The organism is Winslowiella toletana, assembly GCF_017875465.1.
GTDB classification, from domain to species: domain Bacteria; phylum Pseudomonadota; class Gammaproteobacteria; order Enterobacterales; family Enterobacteriaceae; genus Erwinia; species Erwinia toletana.
This window is the reverse complement of sequence record NZ_JAGGMQ010000001.1, coordinates 4,547,143-4,570,777: the sequence shown is the minus strand read 5'-3', so window position 1 is coordinate 4,570,777 and position 23,635 is coordinate 4,547,143. Positions and strand designations below refer to the sequence as shown.

Below are 23,635 nucleotides of genomic sequence, written 5' to 3'. Positions count from 1 at the left end.
GGCTTAAAGTGACGCTTTCCGCGATGGTAACTTTTTATCGCAGGAGGGCTTGTAGCCTCTCCCCATCGCGGTATATCTTAATCTTAAATATTTTTAACTAATCACGGAAGGGGTGCAATTCACCCTTGTAATCAAGATTAAAAAATGCATGGCGAATTAGCTGGTTAGAAAAGCCAATGATTTCAAACATCCTCATAACTAATCTGAAATCCAAATGAAAATTAATATTACCGATACACCGAATGCGCAGGACGAAGAATTTGTCATTGACAGCTTGTGGGCCCATAACGACACCATCGAGAAAGTCGATATCCGCCCGCTGTTTCTCACCTTCACCGACGATCAGCACAAAATCATTGCCGGACTGGTCGCCAGAACCTGGTGGGGAGGTCTGGAAGTGCAATATCTGTGGGTCAGTGAGGCACACCGTAAAAACGGCCTTGGCCTGCAGCTGATGCAGCAGGCGGAACAGGAGGCGATTAACCGCGGCTGTCATATGGCTTATGTCGATACCTTTAGTTTTCAGGCGAAAGGCTTTTATGAAAAGTTAGGTTATCAGGCTTACGGTAAATTAGGCGAATATGCCCATAAGCATGTGCGTTACTATTTAGCGAAGAACTTATAATCATTTTCAGACAGAAAATGAGGTGAAAGATGGATTCTTCTCACAAAGATAACGCACTCTATTTTAATACCCTGATTGCCATGACTGAGCATCTGAGTGAGCCGTGGGGAATTAAGGATTTAGAATCACGCCATGTTTATATGAATAAAGCGGCGTTTCTCTATACCAATACGCCAGCTGATTTTTCGATTGAAGGCAAGCTTGATAATGAATTCCCTGCTGACTGGGCAGACAGCGCTGATAATTTTATTGAGCATGATCGACAAACGGCGTTGACGCAGAATCGCGTGGCGGTGATTGAGACCCATTACTGGTATGGCAAAGACGCCCTGATGCCTTTTGTCAGCGAAAAGATCCCGGTTTTCAATGACCAAAAGCAGGTTATCGCGCTGGTGTGGAATGCACGGCCGCTCAATACCCTGTCGCCGTTAATCTATATCAACAAGCAAAAACCCAGTGTTCTGACCACCGAAGTCAGCACCGATATGTTTACTAAATCAGAGCTGGATATTATATTTTTGATGCTGCAACGTCTTTCAACCAAAGAGATTGCTAATCTTTATGATGTCAGCCATAAAACTATCGAAAACCGCGTCTACAATATTTATCAAAAAGCGGGCGTTCATACCTTGCGCCAGTTTGAAGGCTTCTGTAAGCATAACAATTTAGATAATTATATCCCTGACCGTCTGATCGCTAAAGGCATCCTGTTTATTTAAATTAAATCAAGGAAAGAATATTGTGCTAAAGATTGAAGATTATCCTTTAAGCCGTGTGCCACAGGATAAGAGAGTCTCCTTTCTCAGCGTTGCTGTCGTGCATATGGGTATGCTGACCGCATTAGATCAATTTATGCTGGGTGCAGTGCTCGGCCACTCAATGACCTTAACCGATGCGTTCACCGCTATTTTTATTGGCAGCCTGATTTTTGGCATTGTCACCTTTGGTCTGGGATACGCCGGTATGCGTGAAGGTATCTCCGGCAGCCTGTTAGCGCGCTGGTGTGGCTTTGGCCGTCTCGGCTCGGTGCTGATTGGCGTGGTGATTGCCGTCAGCCTGTTAGGCTGGTTTGGTATTCAGAACGCCATCTTTGCCCGTTCGCTGACCTTTGCCCTGCACGACAATATCAGTTTCCCGTGGGCCGCAACCCTGACCGGGGTTTTCCTGACTATTCTGGTGGCCTTTGGCTTTAAGGCATTGCGTATTACCGCCAGAATTGCGGTGCCGCTGTTTATTCTGCTGGTGGCATTTATCTCAGTAACCACCCTCTCCGGCATCAATATCCATCAGGTGTTTGGCCTGCTGCCACCGGGTGAGCCGATCTCCATCAGCGCAGGAATTACCATGGTGGTGGGCGGCGCAATTGTCGCCAGCCTGATTACACCGGATCTCACCCGCTACTCAAAGAATGGCAAGCAGGTATTTAATATCACCCTGCTTACCATTATCGCCGGCGAATTTATTGTTAACGGTCTGGCGATCCTGATTGCAAAAACCCTCGGTTCTGCGGATGTCGTCACCATTATGGCGCAAACTGCCGGAGGCATCGGCTTGCTGGTGGTGGTGTTCTCCACCCTGCGTATTAATGACATTAACCTCTATTCATCCGCGCTGGGCATTGTCAATGCGGTCGAAGGCATTACCGGCAAAAAGCTGCGCTATACCACCACCACTGTCGCTATCGGCCTGATCGGCACCCTGCTGTCGGTGTTGGGTATTCTCGATCGATTTGTGGATTTTCTGACGGTGCTTGGCGTGGTATTTCCACCGATTATCAGCATTATGCTGGTGGATTATTATCTGTTACGCAGCCACAGAGCGGCACTGGATGCATCGCGCAAAAGCGGCGTACTGCCTGAAGAGCTGCCAGTGATTGGCTGGAGCGCGATTATCGCCAGCATCATCGGCAGTATCGTCGGTCTTAATGTTGAGTGGGGCGTACCAACGATAACCTCGCTGGTGGTTGCCGGGGTGATTTACTGGATAGCCAAAAAGCTGCGACTGCCGTAATCATTAACAAGCACCTCTGCGGAGGTGCTTTTTTTTTGCCGATCTTATTGCGGATTCACCAGCAGATTACGGGTTTTGAGAATCGCTGATAGTGCAATCAGCAACAGCGTCAGGCCAAATAAAATCAGAAATGCATAGCCCATCATACGATACAACCAGATCCCCGCTACGCCGCCAGTCAGAAAAGCCAGCACGGTGCTGCTATGCAGCGCCAGCTTTTGCAGCCAGGCCGGAGCATCCTTCGGCGACTCTTTGCGCAGCAGAATATCAATCAGCATCGCCAGCTCAATGCCGATATCGGTTGAAGTACCCGAAACATGGGTGGTGCGCACCCGCGCATTGGATATCCGTGTGACCACCGCATTCTGCAATCCCATCAGAAAGCTGAGACTGAGAATCAGCAGCACACCGGCAGAGTCCGGATGCAACCAGCATTCGATGATGCCCAGCGTCGTCAGCAAACAGGCTTCGATCAGAATATTCAGCGCATAGATGGAACGAATATTGCGCCGCCGTCCGGCATTGATCACCATCGCCGAAAACAGCGAGCCGAGGATAAACAGGCCGACAATCTCAAAGAAAAACCAGCCGCCCTGCAATCTGGCATGGGCGAGATTATCGGAAAGTGAAGAGACATTGCCGGTCATATTCGCTGAGAAGAACCCCACAGCTTCAAATGCAGCAGTATTCAGTGCGCCGGCAACAAAGGCTAAAGTACAGGCTAAACGACTATCAGTAATAATCGTTCTGGCTTCATCAACTCTAATCAGCATTGGCAAACTCAGTCAGTCAACAGCAGAGACTGTATGTTGTGCCCGATCGCTGTCCGCCACAATATCGTAACGAAACTTTTTAACTAAAAAATTGATCTTACTTAGCAAAGGCTCGCCAGCCACGGCTGATTTACTTGCCAAAAACGGCCTGGCTATGGCTATCTGTACTCTTTTCGATTAAAAGGTAAGTTATCAAGGGCAATACTCAGCAGCAGGGGCAACATATTGATTCAGCACACATTAACTTTACGGCTCTCCTGGGGAGTCAGCGATATTCTGCTGCAGGATCTGCGCGCGCTGCTGCCTGCGGCCGCTATCCAGTTTTTCTCCAACGAGCTTGATGAGCGCTGGCATTACACTCTGCTCTGCATGCAGGGAGGAGAACACTGCTCGTTAATCGTGTCGGTAATTATCGTCTGGCGTCAGCTGGGGCGGATAACTTCAATGCAATACAGCAATCCTGATTGTACCCGGGATATTTCTGCCGCCAGCCAGAAGGAGATGTTCGCTTTGCTGAAAATCCCCGGCGCAGTACTGCATATTTCCTGAGGGCTTATGCGTATGGTTTTCCAACACGTTGTGTGGAGGGCGGGAACTTAGCCAGCTTGCCGGCTGGCCTGACGGGGCGCCGCACCAGCTCGCCGCCACAGTTTGGACAGGCGCCCTGCAACTGGTGGTCACAGCAATCAGCGCAATAAGTGCATTCAAAAGAACAAATCCTTGCTGCTAATGAGTCGGGCGGCAGATCTCTGTCGCAACGTTCACAATTTGGTCTGAGTTCCAGCATTTCCTTTACTCCTGAACTGTAGTTAACAGATAATCACTGTAATGTTGTTAATTTACCAGACCATTTTAAGACCAAAACGGGCAGAAAAAGGACCGGAATTAAGGAGAGAGTATGTCAACATTTACCCTGATCGCTATACCGTTCTTTATCAACGCGGTAGTGATGTTTATCGTTGCTGCATCGAGTAAACATAAAGCCTTTTTGTATGCCGGAAGCTGTTTCATGACCGCCGCAGTGATTAATGCCGCGATAGGGTTGAGCGCTTGACAGATTTTCGTATTAATACATTTATTTATGACAGCATCTACTTTGGCACTTATTGCATTGAAATAATTACCAATCGATTAATTTAAATATAAAAAAACAGTGTCAGGAAATTCGAGCCACTTCTCAAAAAAACAATGAAACATCCCGGGTAATGCATAAATCTGGTGATATTACTTCTGTAATCAAGTCTGTGATATTTTTTCTTTGATCAACCACTAGTCGTATCATCCTTACATCAGGTAATATAAAAGCCAGTTTTATTCAGGGCATATACTTTAATGATGACAAGGAAGGAGGCGGTATGCCTGAAGTTCGTTTAGCAATGCTTGAATCGAATGTCGAGCATATGAAAGATTCAATAAAAGGTATTAATGATGACATCCGCGAGATCAAGCGTGATGCCAGAACAGATTTTCGTATGCTGTTCGGTGCAATGATTACTGTCGCCATGGGGCTTGCCGGGATGATGGCAAAAGGCTTTCATTGGTTGTGAAAGCGGCGGGGAAATCCCGGCGACCGTATTTATTCAGCAGGAGCAGAAAGCGGTATCCCTTTTTGCCCTGCATAGAAAACCACGAGGGTAACGCCCTCTTTACCGGTGTAGCCGCGATGAGCACTGTTAACCATCTCAGCTAATACCTCTCCAGCTTTCAAAAGGCGCTTTTCGCCGGTAGCTTTATTTTCTACCGTTAATTTCCCACTCAGCACATAGCCTGCATTAGGTATTGGGTGTTCATGCCAGGCAAGCCAGGTATCAGGTGCAATAGTAATTTTAAGCACCGAAAGCTGAGGAGTTCCTTTAGGATAAGCCGTATAAAATACGCCATCCCAGGATTGTTCTGTTTCAAGAAGTTTTTCAACTTTAATGCCAGCAGTACTACTCCCCTGCGCCATTGTGAAAAATGGCGTAATAAGAAACGCGACAGACGTACAGAATGAGAAGATTTGAGTAATCAGACGCATGCAGGATCCTCGCATATAATTCGGGAAAATGTTTGGGCAAAACCGTATCACATCCACTATAAACGGTGAAGAGCCAGGTATTAATCAACCACCCCAAAAATATATCTAAACACTAATTTTACAGATTAGTTTAATCAAAGCCGATTTATAATTAGCACGGTTATAAATAATACCATTTTCATCTGCATGCCGAAGCAAGGATTTTTTTGCATATTGCCACCAATAACATATTCCGGAAATGTTACCCCAAGTGCCTGACAAAAAACTTGTTACTGTCTCTATTGAACTCTTCCTGAATGCTGACGCGGTCTGCAACCGCTTTCCTGCACTGTGCTCACATGTTTTCACCCGAAACCAGTCCTGTTCAGGCTGTTCGGTATACTGACTCAAGCTCGATCTGACACTTTCGCTGATTTGAGTACAATCTGATGTTACAGACTGCCACGCGCTTCTGGCGATAGATTTGTCTCTGATCCTGAGAGCCGCTCATGCCACCACACAGTGATCAGCTCCTGCGGTCTGGTGCAGACTCAGGAAATACAGGTATAATCCCACAAATTATTCAACTGGTTTAGATACGAAGATGACAAAACTCACCTTACAAGAGCAGATGCTAAAAGCTGGATTAGTGACCAGCAAAAAAATGGCCAAAGTCCAGAGAACCGCTAAAAAATCCCGGGTTCAGGCTCGTGAGGCAAGAGAGGCGGTGGAAGAAAATAAACAAGCACAACTTGAGCGTGATAAACAGCTAAGCGAACAACAGAAACAAGCTGTTTTATCTAAAGAATATGAGCATCAGGTGAAGCAGCTGATTGAAATGAACAGAATCGACGTTTCAAAAGGTGATATTGGTTTCAACTTCACTGATAATAATTTAATTAAAAAAATATTTGTGGATAAGACTACTCAGACTCAGCTGATTAGTGGTCGTCTCGCCATCGCGCGTCTGGTTGTTGATAAAAGTGGTAAGAGTGAATACGCGATTATTCCTGCGAGCGTAGCTGATAAAATTGCGCAGCGAGATGCGAACAGTATTATCTTAAACAGTGCGCTGAGTCAGGAAGAGCAGGATGAAGAAGATCCGTATGCTGATTTTAAAGTGCCTGATGATTTGATGTGGTAATTCATTTTTGCAGATGTCGGGTTTGTACAATCGAAATCCCTTGATCAGGCATTTTCGTATCCATTCTGCCGCCACGCCCGGCGTCTTCGCGGCGACATCGTTACAGAGACTTCCGCGGTCAGAACGGGCAGGCATGGCGGGCGTTGATTCGCTCTTCGCTGATGGGATGAACGAAATGCAACTCACTGGCGTGCAGCATCAGCCGCGGCGTCTGTTCAGCACCTGCCAGCAGACGACCGCCATACAGATCGCAGCCCAAAATAGGATGGCCCAGCTGCTGGCAATGAATGCGTAATTGATGGGTGCGCCCGGTCTCTGGCGTTAACTGTACTCGCGTCAACGGCAGTAATCTTTTGTCTTCCTGCTCATGATAAAAGCGTTCAACGACCCGATAGCGGGAGCGAGCGGGCTTACCATGGATTGAGCAAATCGACATCAGCGGGAACAGCGCCGGGTCTTTGGCAATCGCAGCGTCTATCACCCCTTCATTTTTATCCAGATGTCCGCAGAGCAATGCGCTGTACACTTTGGTCACTGTGCGCTGACTGAACTGCTGACAGAGGGCGGCATTAACAGCCTTATTGCGGGCAACCACCATCAACCCGGAAGTCCCGAAATCAAGGCGATGGACCAGGGTGCAGCCGGGAAAAATCTGAACCAGCCGACGATGTACCGAGTCGAGATTTTGTGGATTTTTCCCTGAGAGGCTGAGCAGCCCGGCGGGTTTATTAATCAGCACCAGATGCTCATCCTGATAGAGAATCTCTATCTGCTCATGGCACGGCGGGGCAATAAAGCTATCGTAAATCACAGACATCAGGCTGCCCGGCTGGAGAGTGGGAGCGGATAATAACTAATTTTCAGCCGACAGGCGAATCTGGCCGTCCGGCAGATGCCGAAGCCCTGTTATTTCGCGATCATATCAGGTTATGAATCCCGCAAAATGCCCGTTTCTCGCGCTTGCCATTGGTCAGATTCAATCTGAGCACAGCATTTCACCTTACGTCGCTTACAACTTCACCTGCAGTCGCCCCTCGCGTACCTGAAATTTATCATCCAGACTTAAACCAAAGACGTAGTCTGCGCAGGCAATGTGTTTTACACTGCGCGCTGCAAAAACTGAGTAGATAAACGATTTAACAGGCGGTAATGGCGATGAACGGAACGATCACAACCTGGTTTAAAGATAAAGGTTTTGGATTTATCAAAGATGAGAACGGTGATAACCGATATTTTCATGTGATAAAGGTCGCCAATCCTGAGCTGATTAAGAAAGATGCGGCGGTGACTTTTGAACCTACGACGAATAACAAGGGTTTATCAGCTTATGCGGTGAAAGTCGCAGCGGAAAGCAAATACATCTATATCGCAGGTGAGCGCCTTAAGCTTACCTCGCTCAAGTCTTACGTGGTTTACAGCGAAGAAGTGCCTGCCGATACCCGTATTGATAAAGAAAATGCGGTGCTGTCTGTAGGGGTGTTGATGAGTAGTATCAGGCCGAAATCATCCGCTAAGCCGGGTGAAATGCGCTCACTGAAAAAACTGGCGATTACCACTTTCCAGGGGACGACATTAATCTTCTCAGAAGATGAGATTGACGTGGATGCCACGGTGAAAATGCTCAAGCTCTGAACCTGTGCCGAAATTCTGCGCCATTTATCAGCAGGATTTCGGCATCACTTACTAATCTCACTTACGGCACTTTCGCAAACGCCGCCTGCAGCCAGACCATATCATGTAACGCCCCCGAGTAATGTTTTCGCTAGATTAAGCTATTACCCTGCATTTAATAAATCAGGGTGCGATATACTCAGCAGCCATATTCATCCAGTTAGAATACACATATATTACGCGTAATTTTAACCCCAATGATAATAATGGATGATTTATAATTATCATAGCTATAAATTGATCTCATTTTTATCAGCATGCCGAAACGAGGCAGCATTTTTATCGCGCCTGTCCGCTGGTAGAATCTTCAGACGATTTTATAAAAAACGCCTGACAAGAAACAGGTTGTTTCTTCTCTTCAATACCAAAGGAATGGGAATGAAAATACTTATTATACGCAGGGATAACATCGGTGATTTAGTGTTAACCACTCCGCTGATAGCCTGCATCGCGCATGTTTACGGCACTAAAGTCGATGTTTTAGTTAATACCTACAATCAATCTGTTCTGGACAATAATCCGCATATTGGACGCAGACATCTTTATAGCAAACTACACCATCGTAAACCTCACCAGTCAGCATTGGGCGTGATCCTGCGCCGTCTGAAAACCTGTGTTGAGTTGCGGCTTGCACGTTATGATGTGGCGATAATCGCACGCGAAAAATGGGATAAACGCCCTCTTCAGTGGGCCAGATTATCCGGCGCCAAAAGGGTAATCGCTATCGGTAATAATTCACCGGCGGCGATTACAGACCTTATCCCGCAGCCGACAGAAAGGCGTCATATCGTACAGTTACTTGCCGAACTGGCAAAACCCATCGGCGTTTACCGGGAGCCAGGGCCACTGGAGCTTTATATCACAGCGGAGGAAATCAGCTTCATACAAACCCGACTGTCCATTCCTGAAAATTTGCCAGTGTATGGGTTACAGATCAGCGCCAGAAAGCCAATGCAACGCTGGCAGGCAGAAAAATTCGTCGAAATCGCGCAGCGGCTGAACCAGCGTGAAAAATGCCATATTCTGCTCTTTTGGTCACCAGGCAAAACCAGTAATAAAGAGCACCCCGGGGATGATAATAAAGCACAGCAAATCATCGCGGCATTAGAGGGTTCGTTTATCACTGCTGTCGAGACTAAAAGCCTCAGAGAGCTGATGGCGGCAATGTCACTCTGCGATCAGATCCTTACAAGCGACGGAGGTGCATTGCATATTGCTGCTGGGGCTGGCGTCCCGACTGTTGCCATGTTTGGCGACAGCGACGCCTGGTTCTGGGGACCATGGGGGGTTGCAAACGAAATGTTAGAGGCTCCGGAAAGGAATGTCGGGTTATTGAGCGTTGATGAGGTTTACAACCGATTTATTGCATTGCGCTCACGCGTTCTGGCTCACAACCAGACATAATCAGGCGCTTCTGTACCACCCCATAAGTTTCACAAAGGTGTTAACAACCGAAAATGCACTATCGCCTCCAGTGTTTTCGGTTGTTCCTGATACGCTATGAGCATGCGCACCTATGCCTGTTGTATGGGTGTGCGCCCCGATAGCGACAGTATGCGTATGCGCTCCCGCGCTATTGGTAGCGGCCACGTTATTGCCGAACCATCGATCATGCAAAGAAATTCTGTAACTTTGTACCGCCCCATCTAAGGTAAACTGCCAGGCATTATGGGTATGCGCCCCCGCAGAGTTAGTCGTTTTGGTCCCATAGTCAAAACTACTGCTGGTCTTCGTACCGTAATCAAAGCTGCTGGTATTAGCCGAGAAACTATGACTATGTGCCGGTAAATTCCCAGAAGCCAGCGTAACGGCATCAGCACCGCCGGTTGTCATAATATCGGCGCCATCTGCCCTTGCTAAGCGTATCGTTCTGTTCTCACCGATATATACCCAGCTTGTGCCGGGGAATAATAGGTTCGGATTTTTATTCTGTGCAAACCAGGTCACGATTCCTACTGGGTACATCTGATCAACCGAATAGTGATATAAAGCGGTAGGGTTTATCACATTAAAGAATTCTTTGCTCTGATCGAGTAAACAGCAAAACGGCACCCCACTGACTAAATCACCGCTATCAAGTTCCCTTCGGTTACCTTTATACAGTGGAAATATGCCGAGTACGATCCCTGAAAGCGTTACCTGCAATGTAGCGCTCCCCGTATTCGCTGCTGTCGGGGTAATAATCAGCGGCGTTTTTAACTGCCAGTCTGTCGCGCTGTTATTAAAATACGTTGAGGGCAGAGAAACCGTCAGGGCGTTCGCCGTGCCGCCCGCGCTGGCGGTCGTGAAGTCTCCCGCCTGCAGCTGCTCAATCTGCACATAATTTTGTTCGGAACCGCGTGTCGCAAAGTTTGCTACCGCATCATTTAACGACCAGCCCTTCGCCCTGGTTCCCTCCTGTCCGCGAATGACGGTTAAGGCGTCCTGTGATACCGCCATCAGATGGCAGATTTCAAACACGGTTTGCTGAGCATCCGTGAGCGTAAGCTTTGCATAAATTCGATGCAGACTGTCGGGATTGGCAATATCCGTCGTCAACAATTTAGCAAACTGCTCGCCTGAGCCAGGTTTTACTGCAAATATTGTCTGTGTCGCGGTGATATCAGATGCGAGCGAAGACACCACATTATTACCGAATCCTGTAATCATGGTTTATTTACCGTCACATTGAAGGTGTAAATAAAGGGAAGATTAACTAACCCTTGCTCAATTGCCGTTTTCAGAAATTGCCCAACCCCGTCACCATATTCAGGCACCGTGAGATTAAAGGTTCCGGCTGAACTCGACACACTGATATTGAATGCACTCTGAAGGGTAAAATCCCCACCTGACTTGCCATATATAAACCTTGCTATACGCCGCTTTAACCAGCCGGTACAAAACTGAAAACCATCCCCTTTATAAAAATTCCACGTCAGTATGCGCTTAAAGTATTCATCTGGCAGATATTGTGTTTGTCCCGGCCAGTAGCTTTTTAATTTTGCATAAGGGACCGTGTTATACTCCACGCTGTTATAGGCTCCCTTCGCTATACTTTCCGTGGAAATTTTCAGATACGGTCTGCCATGTCCATATATACCTGCTGTAATCCAGTCGAGCAGATAGCCATTGATACCATCGTCTGGCCAGTAAGGTAATGTCAGTTTATTAAATGCGGTCAGGTAGTGTTGCGCCATTGTGTTGTATGCAGTAAAAAAGGCCACAACATTTGGATCATCGTTGTATTGCACAAATGGATAGGATGGAATGATTTTATCAATCGGATTTGCCATATCGTTGCACCGTAACGCGTGATGGGTCTGTGGTGAAATAACCATACTCACCACCGTATATCAGCCCCGTCCCGGTCAAGGGTGGGACAACAACGCCGTTGATACCGATACTGACGTCAATCAGTGATATCTGCGTAGGGCTGATCAGGGGCGAGATTGCGCTGAGAAATATCGACTTGATCTGATATGTGTTTATCGGCTCGCCGATGGGAATATCATTGATATAGTCCACCAGTGGCGTAATGGCGACGACAGAGACGCTATCAGGATCCAGTTGATCAGCAACCCGAATATTCCATGTGAGGATCACCGATGCCATTTGCGACGTCGGCAGGATAACCGGTATATTATAGTTATCCGGATAATCCGTTATTGTAATGGTAATACTATCGGGTTTATTCCCCTCGCCATCGAGCACGTCCGCAGTCAGAACCGAAATATCAGGGATAGCATTATAGACGGCCAGTCCGACTTCGTAGGGATCGCCGCCGCCGACAATAAGCGCCCATTTGCCGGTGCTCACATTCCTGTAGGCGATCAGATTACTTTTAACGCCGGATACTTTTTGCAGCAGGGTTTTCAGAAAGCCAGGCACTCCCTGAGCGGTTACCATCCCGGCCTGCATAACCTGAGCGCGATACGAGGATTCGGACTGTTTCTCCGCGCCGGGAACCCCCGCAGTGACGTTGGTACAAGTCAAAGTAATGGTGCCGGGCACTGAGGTAATAATCTGCGTGACCGAGCCGGCAGGCACCGCCCAGCTCCCTCCGGTTGTCGCCAGACAGTAAACGGGCTTCGTTTGCCCGCCGGTTGGCACCACAGTATTATTTTGTACCACATACTGGTAGTTTCCATCAGAAACAATAAAACCTTTGGGGATCACAAACCCCGGCAGGCTTATAAAGGTGACATTAACCGAGGTATTATAGCCTTTTCCCTGCGGAATGCCGTAGATATGCCCCAGCTGCATCAGCATTGGCAGATTAGCACCGTAGGGCGTGACGGCGTTAATAGTCTCTACCATCGCGCTGTCGATAAGGGCAATTGCACCGGTGGCCGTGCTGGCTAAATCAGTAATTAAACCAGCAGGCAGATTTGCAGTGTAACCGGGGACGATTGCGGCAACATGGGTAATAAGGTTGGACAGCAATGTCCTGGGCGGTGTGGGTTGTGCGCCGGATTGAGTAATAATGACGGGGAGATCTGACATAGATTACCTGTTATATGCATAAGGATGTTTAACGAGATGGAACCAATATTTCACCGAGATTAATCAGCAATCCATTTACCTTTATCGCGGTAATGGTGCAGGGTTAGTCAGCTTCAGGACTAAACCGCGATACGCTCGCTGAATGATGCTCCGTTAAGAAACACGGCTTGTATCTCATAAGTGGGACGGTCAGCCCCCTCTGTTTTGCTGATCGATAACGAGGCAAAGTAGCCAGCAAACTGCTGCTGCGTGATGTTGACATAGTAATCGGGATGTATTTGCGTAACGATTGACTGCTGCGTCGGCATACCGTACTGGGCGTAGAACGGGGATTCACCCAGGCTAAGTTTTAGCGTCTGGATCAGCGTGGTTAACCAGCCCCAGGAGAAATCCCCTTTCTCATCGGCTTCCACCGCAATCCATTTTGCCTGACCGTGTTCGTCAGTGATTCTTCCCCAGGTTCTCATTGCCTGCCTCCGGAATTGGGTTTTTCTGAAGTAATGGTGCTGCTACCGCCCTGCACATTTTTGATGTCATGGCCGTGCTGGCTGACGCTGACACCGTTGATGATTGCATCGTGCTGTACGCTGAGCGGGCCAATTAGTGATGCGGCAGTATCGCCGCTAATCTGCTCTGCATCCTGAACAATCTGGCCGTTAAGATGAATTGTCCCTTCAAGGCAGATATGGGCAGCTTTCAGTGTCACTTTACCTGGCTCAATGATTACCGATGCATCCCCGCCAACAGTTTTACAAATCACCCCTTCCGGGCCATACAGGGTGACCTTTTGTGAGTCTTCATCAGACCAGTTGACGTTAGCGAGCGGAACAAAAAACAGCGGCGTCAGTGAAGGCGACAGAGACAGGCTGGCAATGCCTGTACCCAAACCGGATACCCCGCGTAGCGAGACATCGGCGGGAATCGTGACACCTTTATCACCGGGCTGAACCGGATAGCGAATATAAGCAAAGGTTGCGATCGGTATGGTTATCTGCGGGTAGTGAACCCCCTCAGGCAGCAGATCGAACTGGACAGTAACAATCTGCCCTTTTACTGCCACTACATGGCAGGGTAATGCACGGCCGCGTAACGCGTCATTATTCTGCCCCGCAGTGGTGAGAATATTGGTTAGTGCTTTAGCAAAGGGGAATTTCTGCGCATCACTCATTTTCGGCCTCACGATGCTGCGCAAGCGCTTCATAAATGGTAACCCAGGCATTACTGCTGTCAGCTAAAAGGTACTTGCCGACATGACGCACAGAGGAAATCAAAAATATTCCGGAGAAATTCACATTATTCCGCAGCATGGGGCTGGAGTGTTGGTTATTAACCGACAGCAAAGATGAAGGGCCGGAAATAATATTTTGCGGCAGGCTAATCTTTTCGCCACAGCGCAGATCGGCTCTTAAAGGGCATGTAAAAGAAACCTGGTTCAATCCTGCCCATGTTGGCTGGCCGATTAATTCCTGCGGCAATATCTGTTTAGCGTCGTCCCTGCTAACCCACCAGTTATCGAAAATATGAATAGCCCCGTTTTGCCTCACGATCTGCACGCCGCTATAGCCATCGTCTTTAATGATACTTTTCGACAGACTGCGTACCATGGTGGAAAATGGTTCCATTCGTGGGCAAACGCCAGTGGCATCCTCTGGTAATGCTAATTTGTTGCTGACTGTGGTTATCACATCAGTGTTTGGGTAAGCTCCTTTTAGCGCCTGTTTCACCACCTCACCAAGATTATCCCCTTTCTTTCCCGACAGCGTAATACAGAGCGCTTGCCCTTCGTCGTTAAATAGCGGACAGGGGTTAACGATAAAATTCAGTGACTGTTCTGTACCGATCCAGTTCGCATAACAGTTATAAATCTCACCACTGATTATCCAGTCTGCCTGATTCCGATTCGCTAAAGGCAATCCCGCAGTAAAACCGGCCTTAAGTTTTAAATAGTATCCGCTAAGCTGGACGCTTTGACTCAGCATTGAAACGGGCAAACCGTACAGGGTAATCCTGGTTCCGCTTTTAACAATATCGTAACCGGCAATCGTCGCATCGAAATCAATATGCAACCCACTGCCTGCACTGACTGATGTGTCGAATGGCCCGATTAACGTGCCGTCGCGGGCGATTGCCGGTCTGCCATATTTGTCGGCGATTTCCAGTCTGTAATATCTCATCCTAAGTTACCTCAAACTGGCGGCTGCTAGCACGATAAACCAGTGAACCCGGCGCCCAGGGCAGCGCAAGATTGATGTCGTAATCATCCGGTGAATCTATCAGAGGAAGATACACGGCAGTGTTTCCCTGGCCATCGACCAGTTTCAGATAGAAACGATTGGCATAAAGGTTAAACGGCACAGAGGCAAAAAGATCCACGCCACCAATTGTTGCCTGAAACGAAAACGGTAGCTGGTCGTTGGGTCTGAACGGAATATAAGTGGTCATAATGGCGGTGGCCCCGCTAATTGAGTTCCATGGGTTGTCCAGCCCAGCCCGCCGGTTGCGGGCAAACCTGATTCAAATTTGTTCATCAGGTTACCAAGCACCGCCTCAAGCTGGGACAGGGTTAACAGCGGCTGCTCAAACTCAAACATCCAGGCGTGCTGCACCTGTTTGTTCTGGGTTGAGAAACCAGAGTTATCTGTTACTGCGCGCAACAGGCATCCGGTATAGATAAAGGCCGGAGTAAGCACGTTATAGCTGCCGCCGCACTGATTATGTTTATCAAGCGCCATTTTCAGTGCGGTAAACGTCAGTGATTTTGTCGCATAGCCGCCGTCGCGGGTGGCGACGGGACGCTGCATTTGCATCAGGATCCGATTGGGTTTGTTCACGACGGCATTAGCTGCCGTTGTCTGGTTATAGAAATTGAGATTGCCGATATCTTGTTGAATAAGAGTGGTCCCGGCCATCGGCATAAAACGTGCGGTAGGTCCGGTGCCGAGTTCACCGTGTAAAAGCCCATTGACAACACTTAGCCCTTCCGTAAACGCCGCAATGGGTAATGTGCCGCCGGGAATAGTGGCAGCCAGCCCATCAACCAGCATGATTGGTGAGATTTCAAATGCCAGTTGCCAGGCCTTGCCGAAATAATTTAATGCCATTTTTACCCCGGAGTGTTGTACATGCCTTTCACCTGGGCGCTGATATCGGATCCCGGCATCTGGTTAATATCAAGTTGAATGGTGGCGCGGACGTTGTCAGGCGCGCGCGCCAGTGCGTAACTCGCCTCTCTTAATTTGGGTATGATGCCGGGGTGCTGCGCCAGCCCCCCCTCCACTTGCGGCAGAGTTTTCAGCAGATAGTCTACGGTCTGTTTTTTAAGGCTCAGGTTGCCGTCCTGATCAATTTGCCCGCCGTTATACTGCGCCAGAGTCTTTGCAATATCGCCGTTATAACGCTGCATGTTGTGCTGCAAATATTTTGCTGCCGCCAGAGTGGCGTTATTGGGATCAAAAGCCTGCTCTTCACTCAGGCTGTAAGCGGCAGCGGTTGTTGGCAGGAGCTGAAATAAACCGGCGGCGCCGGATAACCTATTTCTGGCCAGCGGATTCCAGGAGGATCCGGTCTGCGCAATCGCCGTCATCAACCCTTTGGGTAATTTCGCCGTATCATTCATCTGCGCGACAAAATTCTTAATGTTTTTTTTCAGACCGTCAGGCATCTGATAATTGTCGTACACCCTCTCCTGAGAAAAAATACTGGTGTACTGGTTAAGTGGATTAGCACCAGGCAGTTTGCCACCCAGATACTTATCGCCAAAATTCACCAGTTCAGGAGCCGCACTGTTTCGCCCGGTTCCGCTGCCGCCAGGTTCAACACTGGATACTTTGCCGGCGATCCACCCAATCGCTTTTGCCAATACGACAACAATGGTTTTAATGTTGTCGGCAAAGGTTTGCAGATCCTTCTGGAACTGTTCGCTGCCAAGCCAGTTACTTAACGAATTCAGTCCCCTGCCCAGCAGCTCGAAAAGCGCTTTACCGTTCTCACCTCGGATAAATTGCTCCAGACCAGAAGTGATTGAATCGGAAAATTTTATTATTGCGGGCGCAAGGTCGCTGAGTGATTTAATCAAAGTGTTGCCGAGCCGATCTGCGTTATACGCAAGGCTGGAATACACCTGCTGCAGCCTGCCCTGGCTACCATCGCCAATCGCTGCATCCAGATAGAGTGACCGTTCATGATATTGCTGATTAACCAGAGGCAGACTGTCGCGATTTGCCATCAGCTGATTAGCATCGGCAGCACGAATAAAATCCAGCCCTTTTGCATGCAGAATGGCTTGTGCAGTGCCGGTATCTTGATGCTTCTCTAATAACCCGGTGATTTTGGTGAGAAATATTGGCAGATTCTGGTAAACACTGGCATTGGGATTCATACCCAGAGACATAATTCCACCATAGGCAGGATGGCCGGGATTATTGCGGGCAGCGGCCAGAGCCTGCATGATGTTATCCGTAGCAGAGATACGGGAGCCATAAACGCTTTTTGCCGCCTGCAACTGCCCGGTCGTCACCCCCAGTCCCTGGGCATCCCGGTGCTGGCTGGTTGCCTGCCTGGCGAACAGGCCATAGCCAAATGGCCCCGCAACCCTGAACGAAACCAGTCTGCTGCCCCATGATAAGGTTGTTGCGAAGAGTCCTTTTAAAGTTCTGGTGGTGACCTCCAGTGTCTTATTGATCAAAGCAAAAGCTTTCAGGGTGTCCTGAGTCTCTTGATTAAGATTTTGCAGAAACGTATTAAATCCGATATCGATGTTACTGCTTCGCAGCCTGTCAGATCCGCCAGGACCTACACTGAAAGCTGCCTTAAATTTTTCCGCTACTTTCTGCAACTGGCGAATCTTTGCGTCATCGATATCAAGGGTAACAACGGGGAGCGGGTTTCCGGCCATTAAAAGCCTCCGGGAGGGGTGCATTTCAGCAGTTCACGTAGCTGGGCTGCTGTTTTCAGGTTCAGCGGGGTATCGATAAATAACTGGCGAAAACCTACACCGGCACAGTAGTCGAGGATGTCGCTAACGACGTGTTCTCCATCCCGCCAGAATTGCCGCCTGGTTTCGATATCACTAATGAATCGATCCAGGCCATAAGGCTCAATGATGTGGTGGCACTGTTCCACAGACCAGCCACCACCTCCATAAGTCCCCTCGCCTGATCCGGTTTGTTTATCGCAGAGACACAGGTAAAAAAAACCAGTTCACCAATGATCTCATCCAGCACAACGATGCCTTTTTCGATAGCCACATCCAGCGGTTGAGTCTGCCAGCCTTTTCCTTCCTGCGCATAAACGAGGTTTGAAAGGCGGATAATTTCCCCCACCAGCGTATTGCGCACACCATTCGCACCGTCCCAGACACCCGCTTCAACAGCTATTTTCTCCAGCATCAGACAGGCGACTCGCGGCCCGGCCACGGTGCCTAACCCTTCGGTAAAAATGGCGGCAAAAGTTTTGCTGAGGATCAGGAAATGCTGTTTGTAAATCTCCCGGGAAATTGGCGTTGAATGGATCCAGCCCGCTCCCGACTCCGTTTCTACCGGCACAATCAGATTCATTACACGCGAGATTTTCATCAGAGCTCCCATAAGGCCGAGTTGATGTAATAAGTACCCGTAAGCGTAATCACCACCCCCGGGTCTCCTCCGGCAAAGGTCATATCGCCAACCGAAGTAATCGCGGTATTGGCCATATCAAACTCGCCAAAAGTACTGCTGTCGGTATAAAGACGCACATCCCCGATAAGACCATCATTTTCGATCTGCTTCTTATACCGAGCCGCCATCGCCTGGCTGCGTAACAGATGAATTTTGGCCTGCACCAGCACATAAGGCTGAGGCGACTGCACGATTCCGGTCATTGCCGGTAGAGCTTCAACGATATTGCCCTGAAAGGTTATCTCGACACCTTCCTTCGCGAGAGAGGAGGCGGAGACATTCAGTTCAGGGTGATCGGTAAATTTAGCGCTGGCCCTCACACGATTAAGCACGCCGGGGCTGATCATTGGATTATGCATTGTTCAGTTCCTTTTTAAGACAGCTGCATCGTCACGTTAATGTTGAAGATAATTTCCACAAAACCGCGCATAGGGGTATAAGTCGCAGACAGCCCTGCGTAACGGCCAATTCCGTAATCGTTGGGGTTATTCGTTACGTAGGTTTTAAATGGTACGGCGTTAACCGCGGTGTGACCGTTAACCAGGCCGTAAGCCATACCGGTATTAAATACGCCCTGGGCAACCATCTGCAGACGATCGATGCCATCCTGATCGTAATACAGTGGGTTAATCGGATTATTGCTGCCGTTGATTACCGCGTTCGCCAGCATCGTATCGACGTTGATCTGCACCCAGTCCACTGAGTACCAGTACGTCATATCGTTGCCGTCGCTGGTCACCCCTTTAACCAGCATGGTATTGGCGATCCCTCCTTCTGCGCCAGTGCCGACGTAGTTGATATGATTCTTTAGCATGGTGGTAAGAAGTGACGGTTTTGCCTGGCAGGCATTGACCGCCAGCAGAAAGCGAAAAGCCATCGGTGGGACTTTATTGATTTCGCCAGGCGAGGCGGAAACCAGATTCCACATTACGGCTGCCGCTGCGTTGGTCACCGGCCAGCTGTCATCGCAAACCGCGACAACCGATTTGATATTGGCGTATGGACTACTGTAACTGGCTTCAGTCGGTGCGGCGGTCAGCGTGAAAAAATAGTGCATCGCTTCATTACCGGTATATAACCTGGCCAGTGCAATAAAATCAGCATCGCCGTCCCAGTGAGACGGAACCAGCCAGGCATAAAAGCGCTTAGCTGGTTCTTCCAGATAACGCTTTAACGCGGCGACCTGTGCTGATGTTTTCCCGCCCTGATCACCCAGTTCCAGCAGATAAGTACCAACAGAATTCCCCTGGGCGAAAAAAGTATTTACCGCCGTAACCAGCTCTTCACTGCTTGCCAGCGTAAATACACCCAGCGTTACTGGTTTTCCTGACAACGTTGAAGGGGCGATGGTCCATTTCAGCATGCCATCGGCGGTCAGCGTCGCGGTATATTTACCGTTCCACGCCGATGGCGCGCAACCGCTAATGATGATATCAATTTCGCTCCCCGTATCGCGCTCAATAACCTCCCCCGCAGGCAGGCGCAGTGTCACATCTGCGCCGGATGAGGAGGGTTCCGCCTCCAGCGAACCGATGGTATTTTGCACCAGCCCGGTGATTTCAGCACTGTGCGTAATCAGTAGCGGATTGCCATTTTTTTGCAGCGTGGCGCCATGCGAGATAATAGCGGACATCTGTTGCAGGCTTGACGGCGTTGCACCGATAGTTTGTGAAACGTTAACAGTAACAATGTTGTAACTCATTATTTTACCTCATAGTTAAAGATGACTTCTTTAATCAGCTGTCTGGCGATGTCCCGCGCGGCAGACTGGTAATAGTTGGCGGAAAAATCGATAAATTTTCTATTCTCCAGCACGTCAATCTCTGTCTGATTTGATATGTCATCGGTGATGACCGGGATATTGGTTATGCCGAAATTTCCATCCTCCAGCGCGCTGTGCACGACATAGTCGAGGTATTCCAGCGCGACGGAGTTATTCAGGCCATACAGGGTTATACGTACCTGATCCTGTGCGTGCTGCCAGCGGCCCGGGCTATAAGGCGCGGCCTGCAAAGGCTGGCTCTCGCTGATATCGGCAATCATATACGGCGGCTCCAGCCTGGCTGGGTTGAGAAATGACGGATAAACCGGAGCAAACTGATTGAGACTTAACCAGATCGGCATACTGTTGGATAACACCTGCTGATCAGAAATATCCTCAGGGTCAGTGATAAGTTGCCTGCGCATCGTCGGTACTATTGCCGTGCCCCGATAATGAAAGATCCCCGCCTGGCCGTAAGCGCTATCCATACGGGCAAAGGCAAACTGTGTACCGGAAAATTCCGCTAACCAGATCGCATCGGGGCTTTGCAGATTAAAATCATCAATCTGCTCAGTCGGCGTAAAGATGATGCTGTTGAGCATGCGGGAGACGGCTTCTGCTGGTTCCGGGATCAGCTGGCGGTGAAGGCTGCCGTTAATCGTTATTGTGAAACGGTTATTGATATTCAGACGCTTTAGTACGTCCCGATTGATGATTGCCGCGCTAACCCAGCAGGCAAAACCATCCAGCGGCAGCAGCTGTTTTATATAAAGACGAAAAGTGATTTGCTGGTTTGAGGAGAGGATTTCGCCTGCTGGCTGAAGTACAGAGGCAAGCTGGTTACCGGTGTTCCCGGCAATGTCGTCAAGGCTCGGCATCATTATCTGTCCATGCAAAAAAGTCAGGGTAAATAATCAGCAACTGAGTTCATCCTGCATCGGGCGGGATCAATTCCAGCGCACAGTAAGTCCGGCGCGGAAAACAGCCACCAGTTGAATGACAAAAAAGAAACGAAAATTATTTTTCTGAATTGTCCATACGAGTGCGGCGCGCAATAAGTGTCAATGCGATATCGCGCAGGCGATCCGCGCCAATAAACCCCACCAGCGCGCCAACAAAAGCACCAGAGTTTGCCGGAAGCCCGAGATACTCTAATAAAACTGAAATAGCCAACGCGAAGATGCCGCAAATCAATGCGCCCGTAGCGGTATACAATTTTGATTTCCCGGCGCGCACATCGATTAAGGCGGAAATGCCCAATGCACAGAGACCGGCATAGATTGAAGGTAAATTAATTGCTATCCATTTTATTATTTGTTCCAGCAGTGCCGACGGCGTGGAGTGCATCCTGTCCTCCCTGAATGAGCGGCTTTGCGTACGAAGGGGAAAATAAACCAGTTCAGAAAGGGATAATATATTCCCTTACCTTATTCAGACATCAGCATGCCCAAATTATTAATCAGATAAATTAAAATCGACCAATAAAAAAGCCCTGACATATAATCAGGGCCTTGATTTTCGCTCTCAGTAAATACAGCTTTGCGAAGCGTATATAAAGTTAATCACTATTTGCGCAGCCGTGCAAGCGAAATCTTTCACTGTTTATTTCGAACGCATCGCACATTGGCCGGTAAAGCATAGACTCTGCAATATTAAGCCAGATATCGATTCGAGTTTCACAGGTTCTCAGGCTCCGCTCGGGATGGCTGTTATTGAATTCACGCGCTAACTGCTTTTTGCTTTTGCCGCGTCCGTCGAAACGGTCATGCAGCAATCTGATAAGCTGCGGATAATGGAAAAGAACTTCGCTAACGACTCTGTCGATAATCATCGCTTCGTGGTCGGTACAGAATACCAGCGAGCTTTTGTGTTTACTTGCCAGAAGCTCACGAAAGTAAGCAGCTAATTCATCTTTACTTAATCCGGATTTTTTCAGATTGTGCAAAATTTCACTTATCGCCTTTTGGGTTATTTTTCCCGAAGCAAGCAACTGATTAAACATATTACTGACACTCCCTCCCCCTATATAAGACCATCGCCCCCACATTCTTAACTTGCCTTGTATCCAGACAGTTTCGAGAGTACAGAGTCGAATGTCACTGGCATCGGCTTTACCGACAGTGGATGGATAAATCATCATACTGCCTCCTCGCGTAGCATTTCCGTTATGCGGAAAATGCCCACAGCAAGCCGGAAGATACCGGATATGCTGTTAAGGCGAAAAAGATTATTAGACAATTTATTATTGCGTCCAGGTATAAAATCGTCATCTGACCCGGCGCCAGCTTTAATGCTGTGCAGGAGCTCACTGGCCGCGGACATTGCCGGGGTGAATATATTTTGACTTATCTGTATAAACTGAAGCTGCGCCATCATATCCTCCGAAGGCACAGCAGTCACTCAGCACTGGTTGTTCAGGCCAGTTTATTTAGCAGTGTAACGTTGGTCATTAGGTATGACAATATGACATTTATAGCCCGCCGCGCGGGCAATTTCAATAAATTCAGCAACAGTTGCAATATGTTCACTGTTGCTTAATGACCGTACTGAAATAATCTTTCCATCGCCCGTATGTACGACTGTCATACCGTTTCGAGGGAGATTTTTGATCAGTTGTTTTCTGTCAATCATTTTACCTCTCCATGCAAATTTACAGCTTGCTGTTGGTTCCATTCCAACCCTGTAAAATTAAGATATTCTTAACCCTCAGTACAAAGTGGCAGAGTAAAACGATTCTGTTTTTTTACTTGCACTGTAAACCTGTCGTTATAAATAGATAAAAATATAATTATTAATTTAATAAATATCAAAACGTTAAAATAATAAACCTTTACCTGAGCCGGTTTCGCCCAGACTTATCTGGCTCTGTGAGTGAACCTGAGCCGCGCGGGTGTTAACAGAGTGAAGGTGCCAGACACTTTGCTGAATTAACTGCCGCATCCTGCTTACGCTGATGAGCAGACTGTTTAAATGCATTTTTTGCTGCTGTAAACACCACAAAGTTTACTAAACACTAAACTAAACATCAAGCATTTGCTTATTTGGCACATTGTTATCAGAATGAGTTATGGACATAAGAGAAATCAGGCGAATCCGCCTTAAAGAGTGGTTTACTGGTAAACCGCTTCCGGAAAATGAAAAGAGCTATTTATCACAACTGATAAACGGCAAATCGTCTTTTGGTGAAAAGGCAGCGCGCAGAATTGAGCATGATTACGGGATGCCGCTGAAGCACCTCGATACGTTGATGAACGGCGTCGATACTGCATTTCAGCTGGAGCTAAGCGCGCCTGAAAAGGAATTAATCGGCTATTTCAGACGTTTTCCTGACGCAGGTAAGCAAGAGGTGCTTACTCTTTTCCGCGAGAAAGCTGAAGGATACGATAAACTATTTGATGAGCTAGCCCGCCTTCGTCAGGCGGCTCAAACCTGAGCCTGCGCCCTGCAATACAGAAGCCAGCATAGCGCTGGTTTTTTTATTGTTGGTTCAATTTTGTTTATCATACACTTTACTTATG

Annotated in this window: 31 protein-coding genes; 10 read left to right on the top strand and 21 right to left on the bottom strand. The window is 48.3% G+C overall.

The features are described from left to right. Positions 1–214 precede the first annotated feature (214 nt). From J2125_RS21465 to J2125_RS21455, 3 genes are read left to right on the top strand one after another with little or no spacing between them, the layout of a single operon-like run. Entirely contained in the window at positions 215–625 is a 411-nt protein-coding gene (locus J2125_RS21465) for a GNAT family N-acetyltransferase (protein WP_017801954.1), read from the top strand. 29 nt (positions 626–654) lie between these two features. Then, complete coding sequence (locus J2125_RS21460) at positions 655–1,344, top strand: helix-turn-helix transcriptional regulator (protein WP_017801953.1); 690 nt, start codon at positions 655–657, stop codon at positions 1,342–1,344. A gap of 22 nt (positions 1,345–1,366) precedes the next feature. Further along, the gene (locus J2125_RS21455) at positions 1,367–2,635 is read left to right on the top strand and encodes a cytosine permease (RefSeq protein WP_017801952.1); all 1,269 of its coding nucleotides are present in this window, start codon (positions 1,367–1,369) and stop codon (positions 2,633–2,635) included. A 44-nt stretch (positions 2,636–2,679) separates the two neighbouring features. Here J2125_RS21455 and J2125_RS21450 read toward each other — a convergent pair whose 3' ends face one another. Further along, positions 2,680–3,408 carry a YoaK family protein gene (locus tag J2125_RS21450; RefSeq protein WP_017801951.1) on the bottom strand — a complete coding sequence of 243 codons (729 nt, stop codon included), beginning with the start codon at positions 3,406–3,408 and terminating at the stop codon, positions 2,680–2,682. A gap of 225 nt (positions 3,409–3,633) precedes the next feature. Here J2125_RS21450 and J2125_RS21445 point away from each other — a divergent pair, with 225 nt between their 5' ends. Next, positions 3,634–3,957 carry a hypothetical protein gene (locus tag J2125_RS21445; protein WP_017801950.1) on the top strand — a complete coding sequence of 108 codons (324 nt, stop codon included), beginning with the start codon at positions 3,634–3,636 and terminating at the stop codon, positions 3,955–3,957. Between the two features lie 4 nt (positions 3,958–3,961). Here J2125_RS21445 and J2125_RS21440 read toward each other — a convergent pair whose 3' ends face one another. Further along, a complete protein-coding gene (locus J2125_RS21440; RefSeq protein ID WP_071590516.1) occupies positions 3,962–4,195 on the bottom strand; it encodes a DUF1272 domain-containing protein in 234 nt (77 codons plus the stop codon). A 111-nt stretch (positions 4,196–4,306) separates the two neighbouring features. Between J2125_RS21440 and J2125_RS21435 the strand changes: the two genes are divergently transcribed. Both J2125_RS21435 and J2125_RS21430 read left to right on the top strand, forming a co-directional pair. After that, positions 4,307–4,462, top strand: a complete 156-nt coding sequence (locus J2125_RS21435) for a hypothetical protein (protein WP_017801949.1) — start codon at positions 4,307–4,309, stop codon at positions 4,460–4,462. Between the two features lie 301 nt (positions 4,463–4,763). Continuing rightward, on the top strand, positions 4,764–4,955 hold the full coding sequence (locus J2125_RS21430; protein WP_017801948.1) for a hypothetical protein: 192 nt from the start codon (positions 4,764–4,766) through the stop codon (positions 4,953–4,955). 29 nt (positions 4,956–4,984) lie between these two features. Here the strand turns inward: J2125_RS21430 and J2125_RS21425 are convergent, their stop codons facing one another. After that, the gene (locus J2125_RS21425; RefSeq protein WP_017801947.1) at positions 4,985–5,425 is read right to left on the bottom strand and encodes a cupin domain-containing protein; all 441 of its coding nucleotides are present in this window, start codon (positions 5,423–5,425) and stop codon (positions 4,985–4,987) included. A 583-nt stretch (positions 5,426–6,008) separates the two neighbouring features. Here J2125_RS21425 and J2125_RS21420 point away from each other — a divergent pair. Next, a complete protein-coding gene (locus J2125_RS21420; RefSeq protein ID WP_017801946.1) occupies positions 6,009–6,548 on the top strand; it encodes a DUF2058 domain-containing protein in 540 nt (179 codons plus the stop codon). Between the two features lie 118 nt (positions 6,549–6,666). Here the strand turns inward: J2125_RS21420 and J2125_RS21415 are convergent, their stop codons facing one another. After that, on the bottom strand, positions 6,667–7,365 hold the full coding sequence (locus J2125_RS21415; protein ID WP_017801945.1) for an RluA family pseudouridine synthase: 699 nt from the start codon (positions 7,363–7,365) through the stop codon (positions 6,667–6,669). Between the two features lie 332 nt (positions 7,366–7,697). On the opposite strand from J2125_RS21415, the gene J2125_RS21410 reads away from it, so the two are divergent. Beyond that, the gene (locus J2125_RS21410; protein WP_017801944.1) at positions 7,698–8,180 is read left to right on the top strand and encodes a cold-shock protein; all 483 of its coding nucleotides are present in this window, start codon (positions 7,698–7,700) and stop codon (positions 8,178–8,180) included. 417 nt (positions 8,181–8,597) lie between these two features. Continuing rightward, the gene (locus J2125_RS21405; RefSeq protein ID WP_017801942.1) at positions 8,598–9,623 is read left to right on the top strand and encodes a glycosyltransferase family 9 protein; all 1,026 of its coding nucleotides are present in this window, start codon (positions 8,598–8,600) and stop codon (positions 9,621–9,623) included. On the opposite strand, the gene J2125_RS25060 is transcribed toward J2125_RS21405, so the two are convergent. From J2125_RS25060 to J2125_RS21325, 17 genes are all read right to left on the bottom strand, one after another. Further along, positions 9,624–10,868 (bottom strand): phage baseplate protein, encoded by a 1,245-nt coding sequence (locus tag J2125_RS25060; RefSeq protein WP_017801941.1) that lies wholly within the window; start codon positions 10,866–10,868, stop codon positions 9,624–9,626. Further along, positions 10,865–11,491: a hypothetical protein gene (locus J2125_RS21395; RefSeq protein ID WP_017801940.1), complete on the bottom strand. Its 627-nt coding sequence runs from the start codon at positions 11,489–11,491 to the stop codon at positions 10,865–10,867. The genes J2125_RS25060 and J2125_RS21395 overlap by 4 nt, the downstream gene beginning before the upstream one ends. Next, a complete protein-coding gene (locus tag J2125_RS21390; RefSeq protein ID WP_026111812.1) occupies positions 11,475–12,701 on the bottom strand; it encodes a baseplate J/gp47 family protein in 1,227 nt (408 codons plus the stop codon). Before J2125_RS21390 ends, J2125_RS21395 begins: the two co-directional genes overlap by 17 nt. A 119-nt stretch (positions 12,702–12,820) precedes the next feature. Continuing rightward, complete coding sequence (locus J2125_RS21385; protein ID WP_017801938.1) at positions 12,821–13,168, bottom strand: hypothetical protein; 348 nt, start codon at positions 13,166–13,168, stop codon at positions 12,821–12,823. Then, positions 13,165–13,869 carry a hypothetical protein gene (locus J2125_RS21380; RefSeq protein WP_017801937.1) on the bottom strand — a complete coding sequence of 235 codons (705 nt, stop codon included), beginning with the start codon at positions 13,867–13,869 and terminating at the stop codon, positions 13,165–13,167. The genes J2125_RS21385 and J2125_RS21380 overlap by 4 nt, the downstream gene beginning before the upstream one ends. Then, positions 13,862–14,875, bottom strand: a complete 1,014-nt coding sequence (locus J2125_RS21375; protein WP_017801936.1) for a hypothetical protein — start codon at positions 14,873–14,875, stop codon at positions 13,862–13,864. Before J2125_RS21375 ends, J2125_RS21380 begins: the two co-directional genes overlap by 8 nt. Before the next feature lies 1 nt (position 14,876). Then, a complete protein-coding gene (locus J2125_RS21370; RefSeq protein ID WP_017801935.1) occupies positions 14,877–15,143 on the bottom strand; it encodes a hypothetical protein in 267 nt (88 codons plus the stop codon). Further along, positions 15,140–15,802 carry a hypothetical protein gene (locus J2125_RS21365; RefSeq protein ID WP_017801934.1) on the bottom strand — a complete coding sequence of 221 codons (663 nt, stop codon included), beginning with the start codon at positions 15,800–15,802 and terminating at the stop codon, positions 15,140–15,142. Before J2125_RS21365 ends, J2125_RS21370 begins: the two co-directional genes overlap by 4 nt. A gap of 2 nt (positions 15,803–15,804) precedes the next feature. Continuing rightward, complete coding sequence (locus J2125_RS21360) at positions 15,805–17,595, bottom strand: transglycosylase SLT domain-containing protein (RefSeq protein ID WP_017801933.1); 1,791 nt, start codon at positions 17,593–17,595, stop codon at positions 15,805–15,807. Positions 17,596–17,689: 94 nt separating this feature from the next. Beyond that, positions 17,690–18,274, bottom strand: a complete 585-nt coding sequence (locus J2125_RS21355; protein WP_017801932.1) for a hypothetical protein — start codon at positions 18,272–18,274, stop codon at positions 17,690–17,692. Continuing rightward, positions 18,274–18,714: a hypothetical protein gene (locus tag J2125_RS21350; protein ID WP_017801931.1), complete on the bottom strand. Its 441-nt coding sequence runs from the start codon at positions 18,712–18,714 to the stop codon at positions 18,274–18,276. Before J2125_RS21350 ends, J2125_RS21355 begins: the two co-directional genes overlap by 1 nt. A 14-nt stretch (positions 18,715–18,728) precedes the next feature. After that, on the bottom strand, positions 18,729–20,057 hold the full coding sequence (locus J2125_RS21345) for a hypothetical protein (RefSeq protein WP_017801930.1): 1,329 nt from the start codon (positions 20,055–20,057) through the stop codon (positions 18,729–18,731). Then, complete coding sequence (locus tag J2125_RS21340; RefSeq protein WP_017801929.1) at positions 20,057–20,998, bottom strand: hypothetical protein; 942 nt, start codon at positions 20,996–20,998, stop codon at positions 20,057–20,059. Before J2125_RS21340 ends, J2125_RS21345 begins: the two co-directional genes overlap by 1 nt. Positions 20,999–21,134: 136 nt before the next feature. Beyond that, entirely contained in the window at positions 21,135–21,464 is a 330-nt protein-coding gene (locus tag J2125_RS21335; RefSeq protein WP_017801928.1) for a phage holin, lambda family, read from the bottom strand. A gap of 211 nt (positions 21,465–21,675) precedes the next feature. Then, entirely contained in the window at positions 21,676–22,254 is a 579-nt protein-coding gene (locus J2125_RS21330) for a DUF1133 family protein (protein ID WP_026111810.1), read from the bottom strand. Further along, on the bottom strand, positions 22,254–22,490 hold the full coding sequence (locus J2125_RS25330; protein ID WP_017801926.1) for a DUF1367 family protein: 237 nt from the start codon (positions 22,488–22,490) through the stop codon (positions 22,254–22,256). The genes J2125_RS21330 and J2125_RS25330 overlap by 1 nt, the downstream gene beginning before the upstream one ends. Before the next feature lie 51 nt (positions 22,491–22,541). Then, positions 22,542–22,748: a hypothetical protein gene (locus J2125_RS21325; protein WP_017801925.1), complete on the bottom strand. Its 207-nt coding sequence runs from the start codon at positions 22,746–22,748 to the stop codon at positions 22,542–22,544. A 436-nt stretch (positions 22,749–23,184) separates the two neighbouring features. On the opposite strand from J2125_RS21325, the gene J2125_RS21320 reads away from it, so the two are divergent. Continuing rightward, complete coding sequence (locus J2125_RS21320; RefSeq protein WP_017801923.1) at positions 23,185–23,550, top strand: hypothetical protein; 366 nt, start codon at positions 23,185–23,187, stop codon at positions 23,548–23,550. The last annotated feature ends 85 nt before the right edge of the window (positions 23,551–23,635 follow it).

Coding starts and splice junctions, on each gene's coding strand:
- J2125_RS21465 (WP_017801954.1), top strand. CDS start 215: ATGAAAATTAATATTACCGATACACCGAATGCGCAGGACGAAGAATTT.
- J2125_RS21460 (WP_017801953.1), top strand. CDS start 655: ATGGATTCTTCTCACAAAGATAACGCACTCTATTTTAATACCCTGATT.
- J2125_RS21450 (WP_017801951.1), bottom strand. CDS start 3,408: ATGCTGATTAGAGTTGATGAAGCCAGAACGATTATTACTGATAGTCGT.
- J2125_RS21440 (WP_071590516.1), bottom strand. CDS start 4,195: ATGCTGGAACTCAGACCAAATTGTGAACGTTGCGACAGAGATCTGCCG.
- J2125_RS21435 (WP_017801949.1), top strand. CDS start 4,307: ATGTCAACATTTACCCTGATCGCTATACCGTTCTTTATCAACGCGGTA.
- J2125_RS21430 (WP_017801948.1), top strand. CDS start 4,764: ATGCCTGAAGTTCGTTTAGCAATGCTTGAATCGAATGTCGAGCATATG.
- J2125_RS21425 (WP_017801947.1), bottom strand. CDS start 5,425: ATGCGTCTGATTACTCAAATCTTCTCATTCTGTACGTCTGTCGCGTTT.
- J2125_RS21420 (WP_017801946.1), top strand. CDS start 6,009: ATGACAAAACTCACCTTACAAGAGCAGATGCTAAAAGCTGGATTAGTG.
- J2125_RS21415 (WP_017801945.1), bottom strand. CDS start 7,365: ATGTCTGTGATTTACGATAGCTTTATTGCCCCGCCGTGCCATGAGCAG.
- J2125_RS21410 (WP_017801944.1), top strand. CDS start 7,698: ATGGCGATGAACGGAACGATCACAACCTGGTTTAAAGATAAAGGTTTT.
- J2125_RS21405 (WP_017801942.1), top strand. CDS start 8,598: ATGAAAATACTTATTATACGCAGGGATAACATCGGTGATTTAGTGTTA.
- J2125_RS25060 (WP_017801941.1), bottom strand. CDS start 10,868: ATGATTACAGGATTCGGTAATAATGTGGTGTCTTCGCTCGCATCTGAT.
- J2125_RS21395 (WP_017801940.1), bottom strand. CDS start 11,491: ATGGCAAATCCGATTGATAAAATCATTCCATCCTATCCATTTGTGCAA.
- J2125_RS21390 (WP_026111812.1), bottom strand. CDS start 12,701: ATGTCAGATCTCCCCGTCATTATTACTCAATCCGGCGCACAACCCACA.
- J2125_RS21385 (WP_017801938.1), bottom strand. CDS start 13,168: ATGAGAACCTGGGGAAGAATCACTGACGAACACGGTCAGGCAAAATGG.
- J2125_RS21380 (WP_017801937.1), bottom strand. CDS start 13,869: ATGAGTGATGCGCAGAAATTCCCCTTTGCTAAAGCACTAACCAATATT.
- J2125_RS21375 (WP_017801936.1), bottom strand. CDS start 14,875: ATGAGATATTACAGACTGGAAATCGCCGACAAATATGGCAGACCGGCA.
- J2125_RS21370 (WP_017801935.1), bottom strand. CDS start 15,143: ATGACCACTTATATTCCGTTCAGACCCAACGACCAGCTACCGTTTTCG.
- J2125_RS21365 (WP_017801934.1), bottom strand. CDS start 15,802: ATGGCATTAAATTATTTCGGCAAGGCCTGGCAACTGGCATTTGAAATC.
- J2125_RS21360 (WP_017801933.1), bottom strand. CDS start 17,595: ATGGCCGGAAACCCGCTCCCCGTTGTTACCCTTGATATCGATGACGCA.
- J2125_RS21355 (WP_017801932.1), bottom strand. CDS start 18,274: ATGAAAATCTCGCGTGTAATGAATCTGATTGTGCCGGTAGAAACGGAG.
- J2125_RS21350 (WP_017801931.1), bottom strand. CDS start 18,714: ATGCATAATCCAATGATCAGCCCCGGCGTGCTTAATCGTGTGAGGGCC.
- J2125_RS21345 (WP_017801930.1), bottom strand. CDS start 20,057: ATGAGTTACAACATTGTTACTGTTAACGTTTCACAAACTATCGGTGCA.
- J2125_RS21340 (WP_017801929.1), bottom strand. CDS start 20,998: ATGATGCCGAGCCTTGACGACATTGCCGGGAACACCGGTAACCAGCTT.
- J2125_RS21335 (WP_017801928.1), bottom strand. CDS start 21,464: ATGCACTCCACGCCGTCGGCACTGCTGGAACAAATAATAAAATGGATA.
- J2125_RS21330 (WP_026111810.1), bottom strand. CDS start 22,254: ATGATTTATCCATCCACTGTCGGTAAAGCCGATGCCAGTGACATTCGA.
- J2125_RS25330 (WP_017801926.1), bottom strand. CDS start 22,490: ATGGCGCAGCTTCAGTTTATACAGATAAGTCAAAATATATTCACCCCG.
- J2125_RS21325 (WP_017801925.1), bottom strand. CDS start 22,748: ATGATTGACAGAAAACAACTGATCAAAAATCTCCCTCGAAACGGTATG.
- J2125_RS21320 (WP_017801923.1), top strand. CDS start 23,185: ATGGACATAAGAGAAATCAGGCGAATCCGCCTTAAAGAGTGGTTTACT.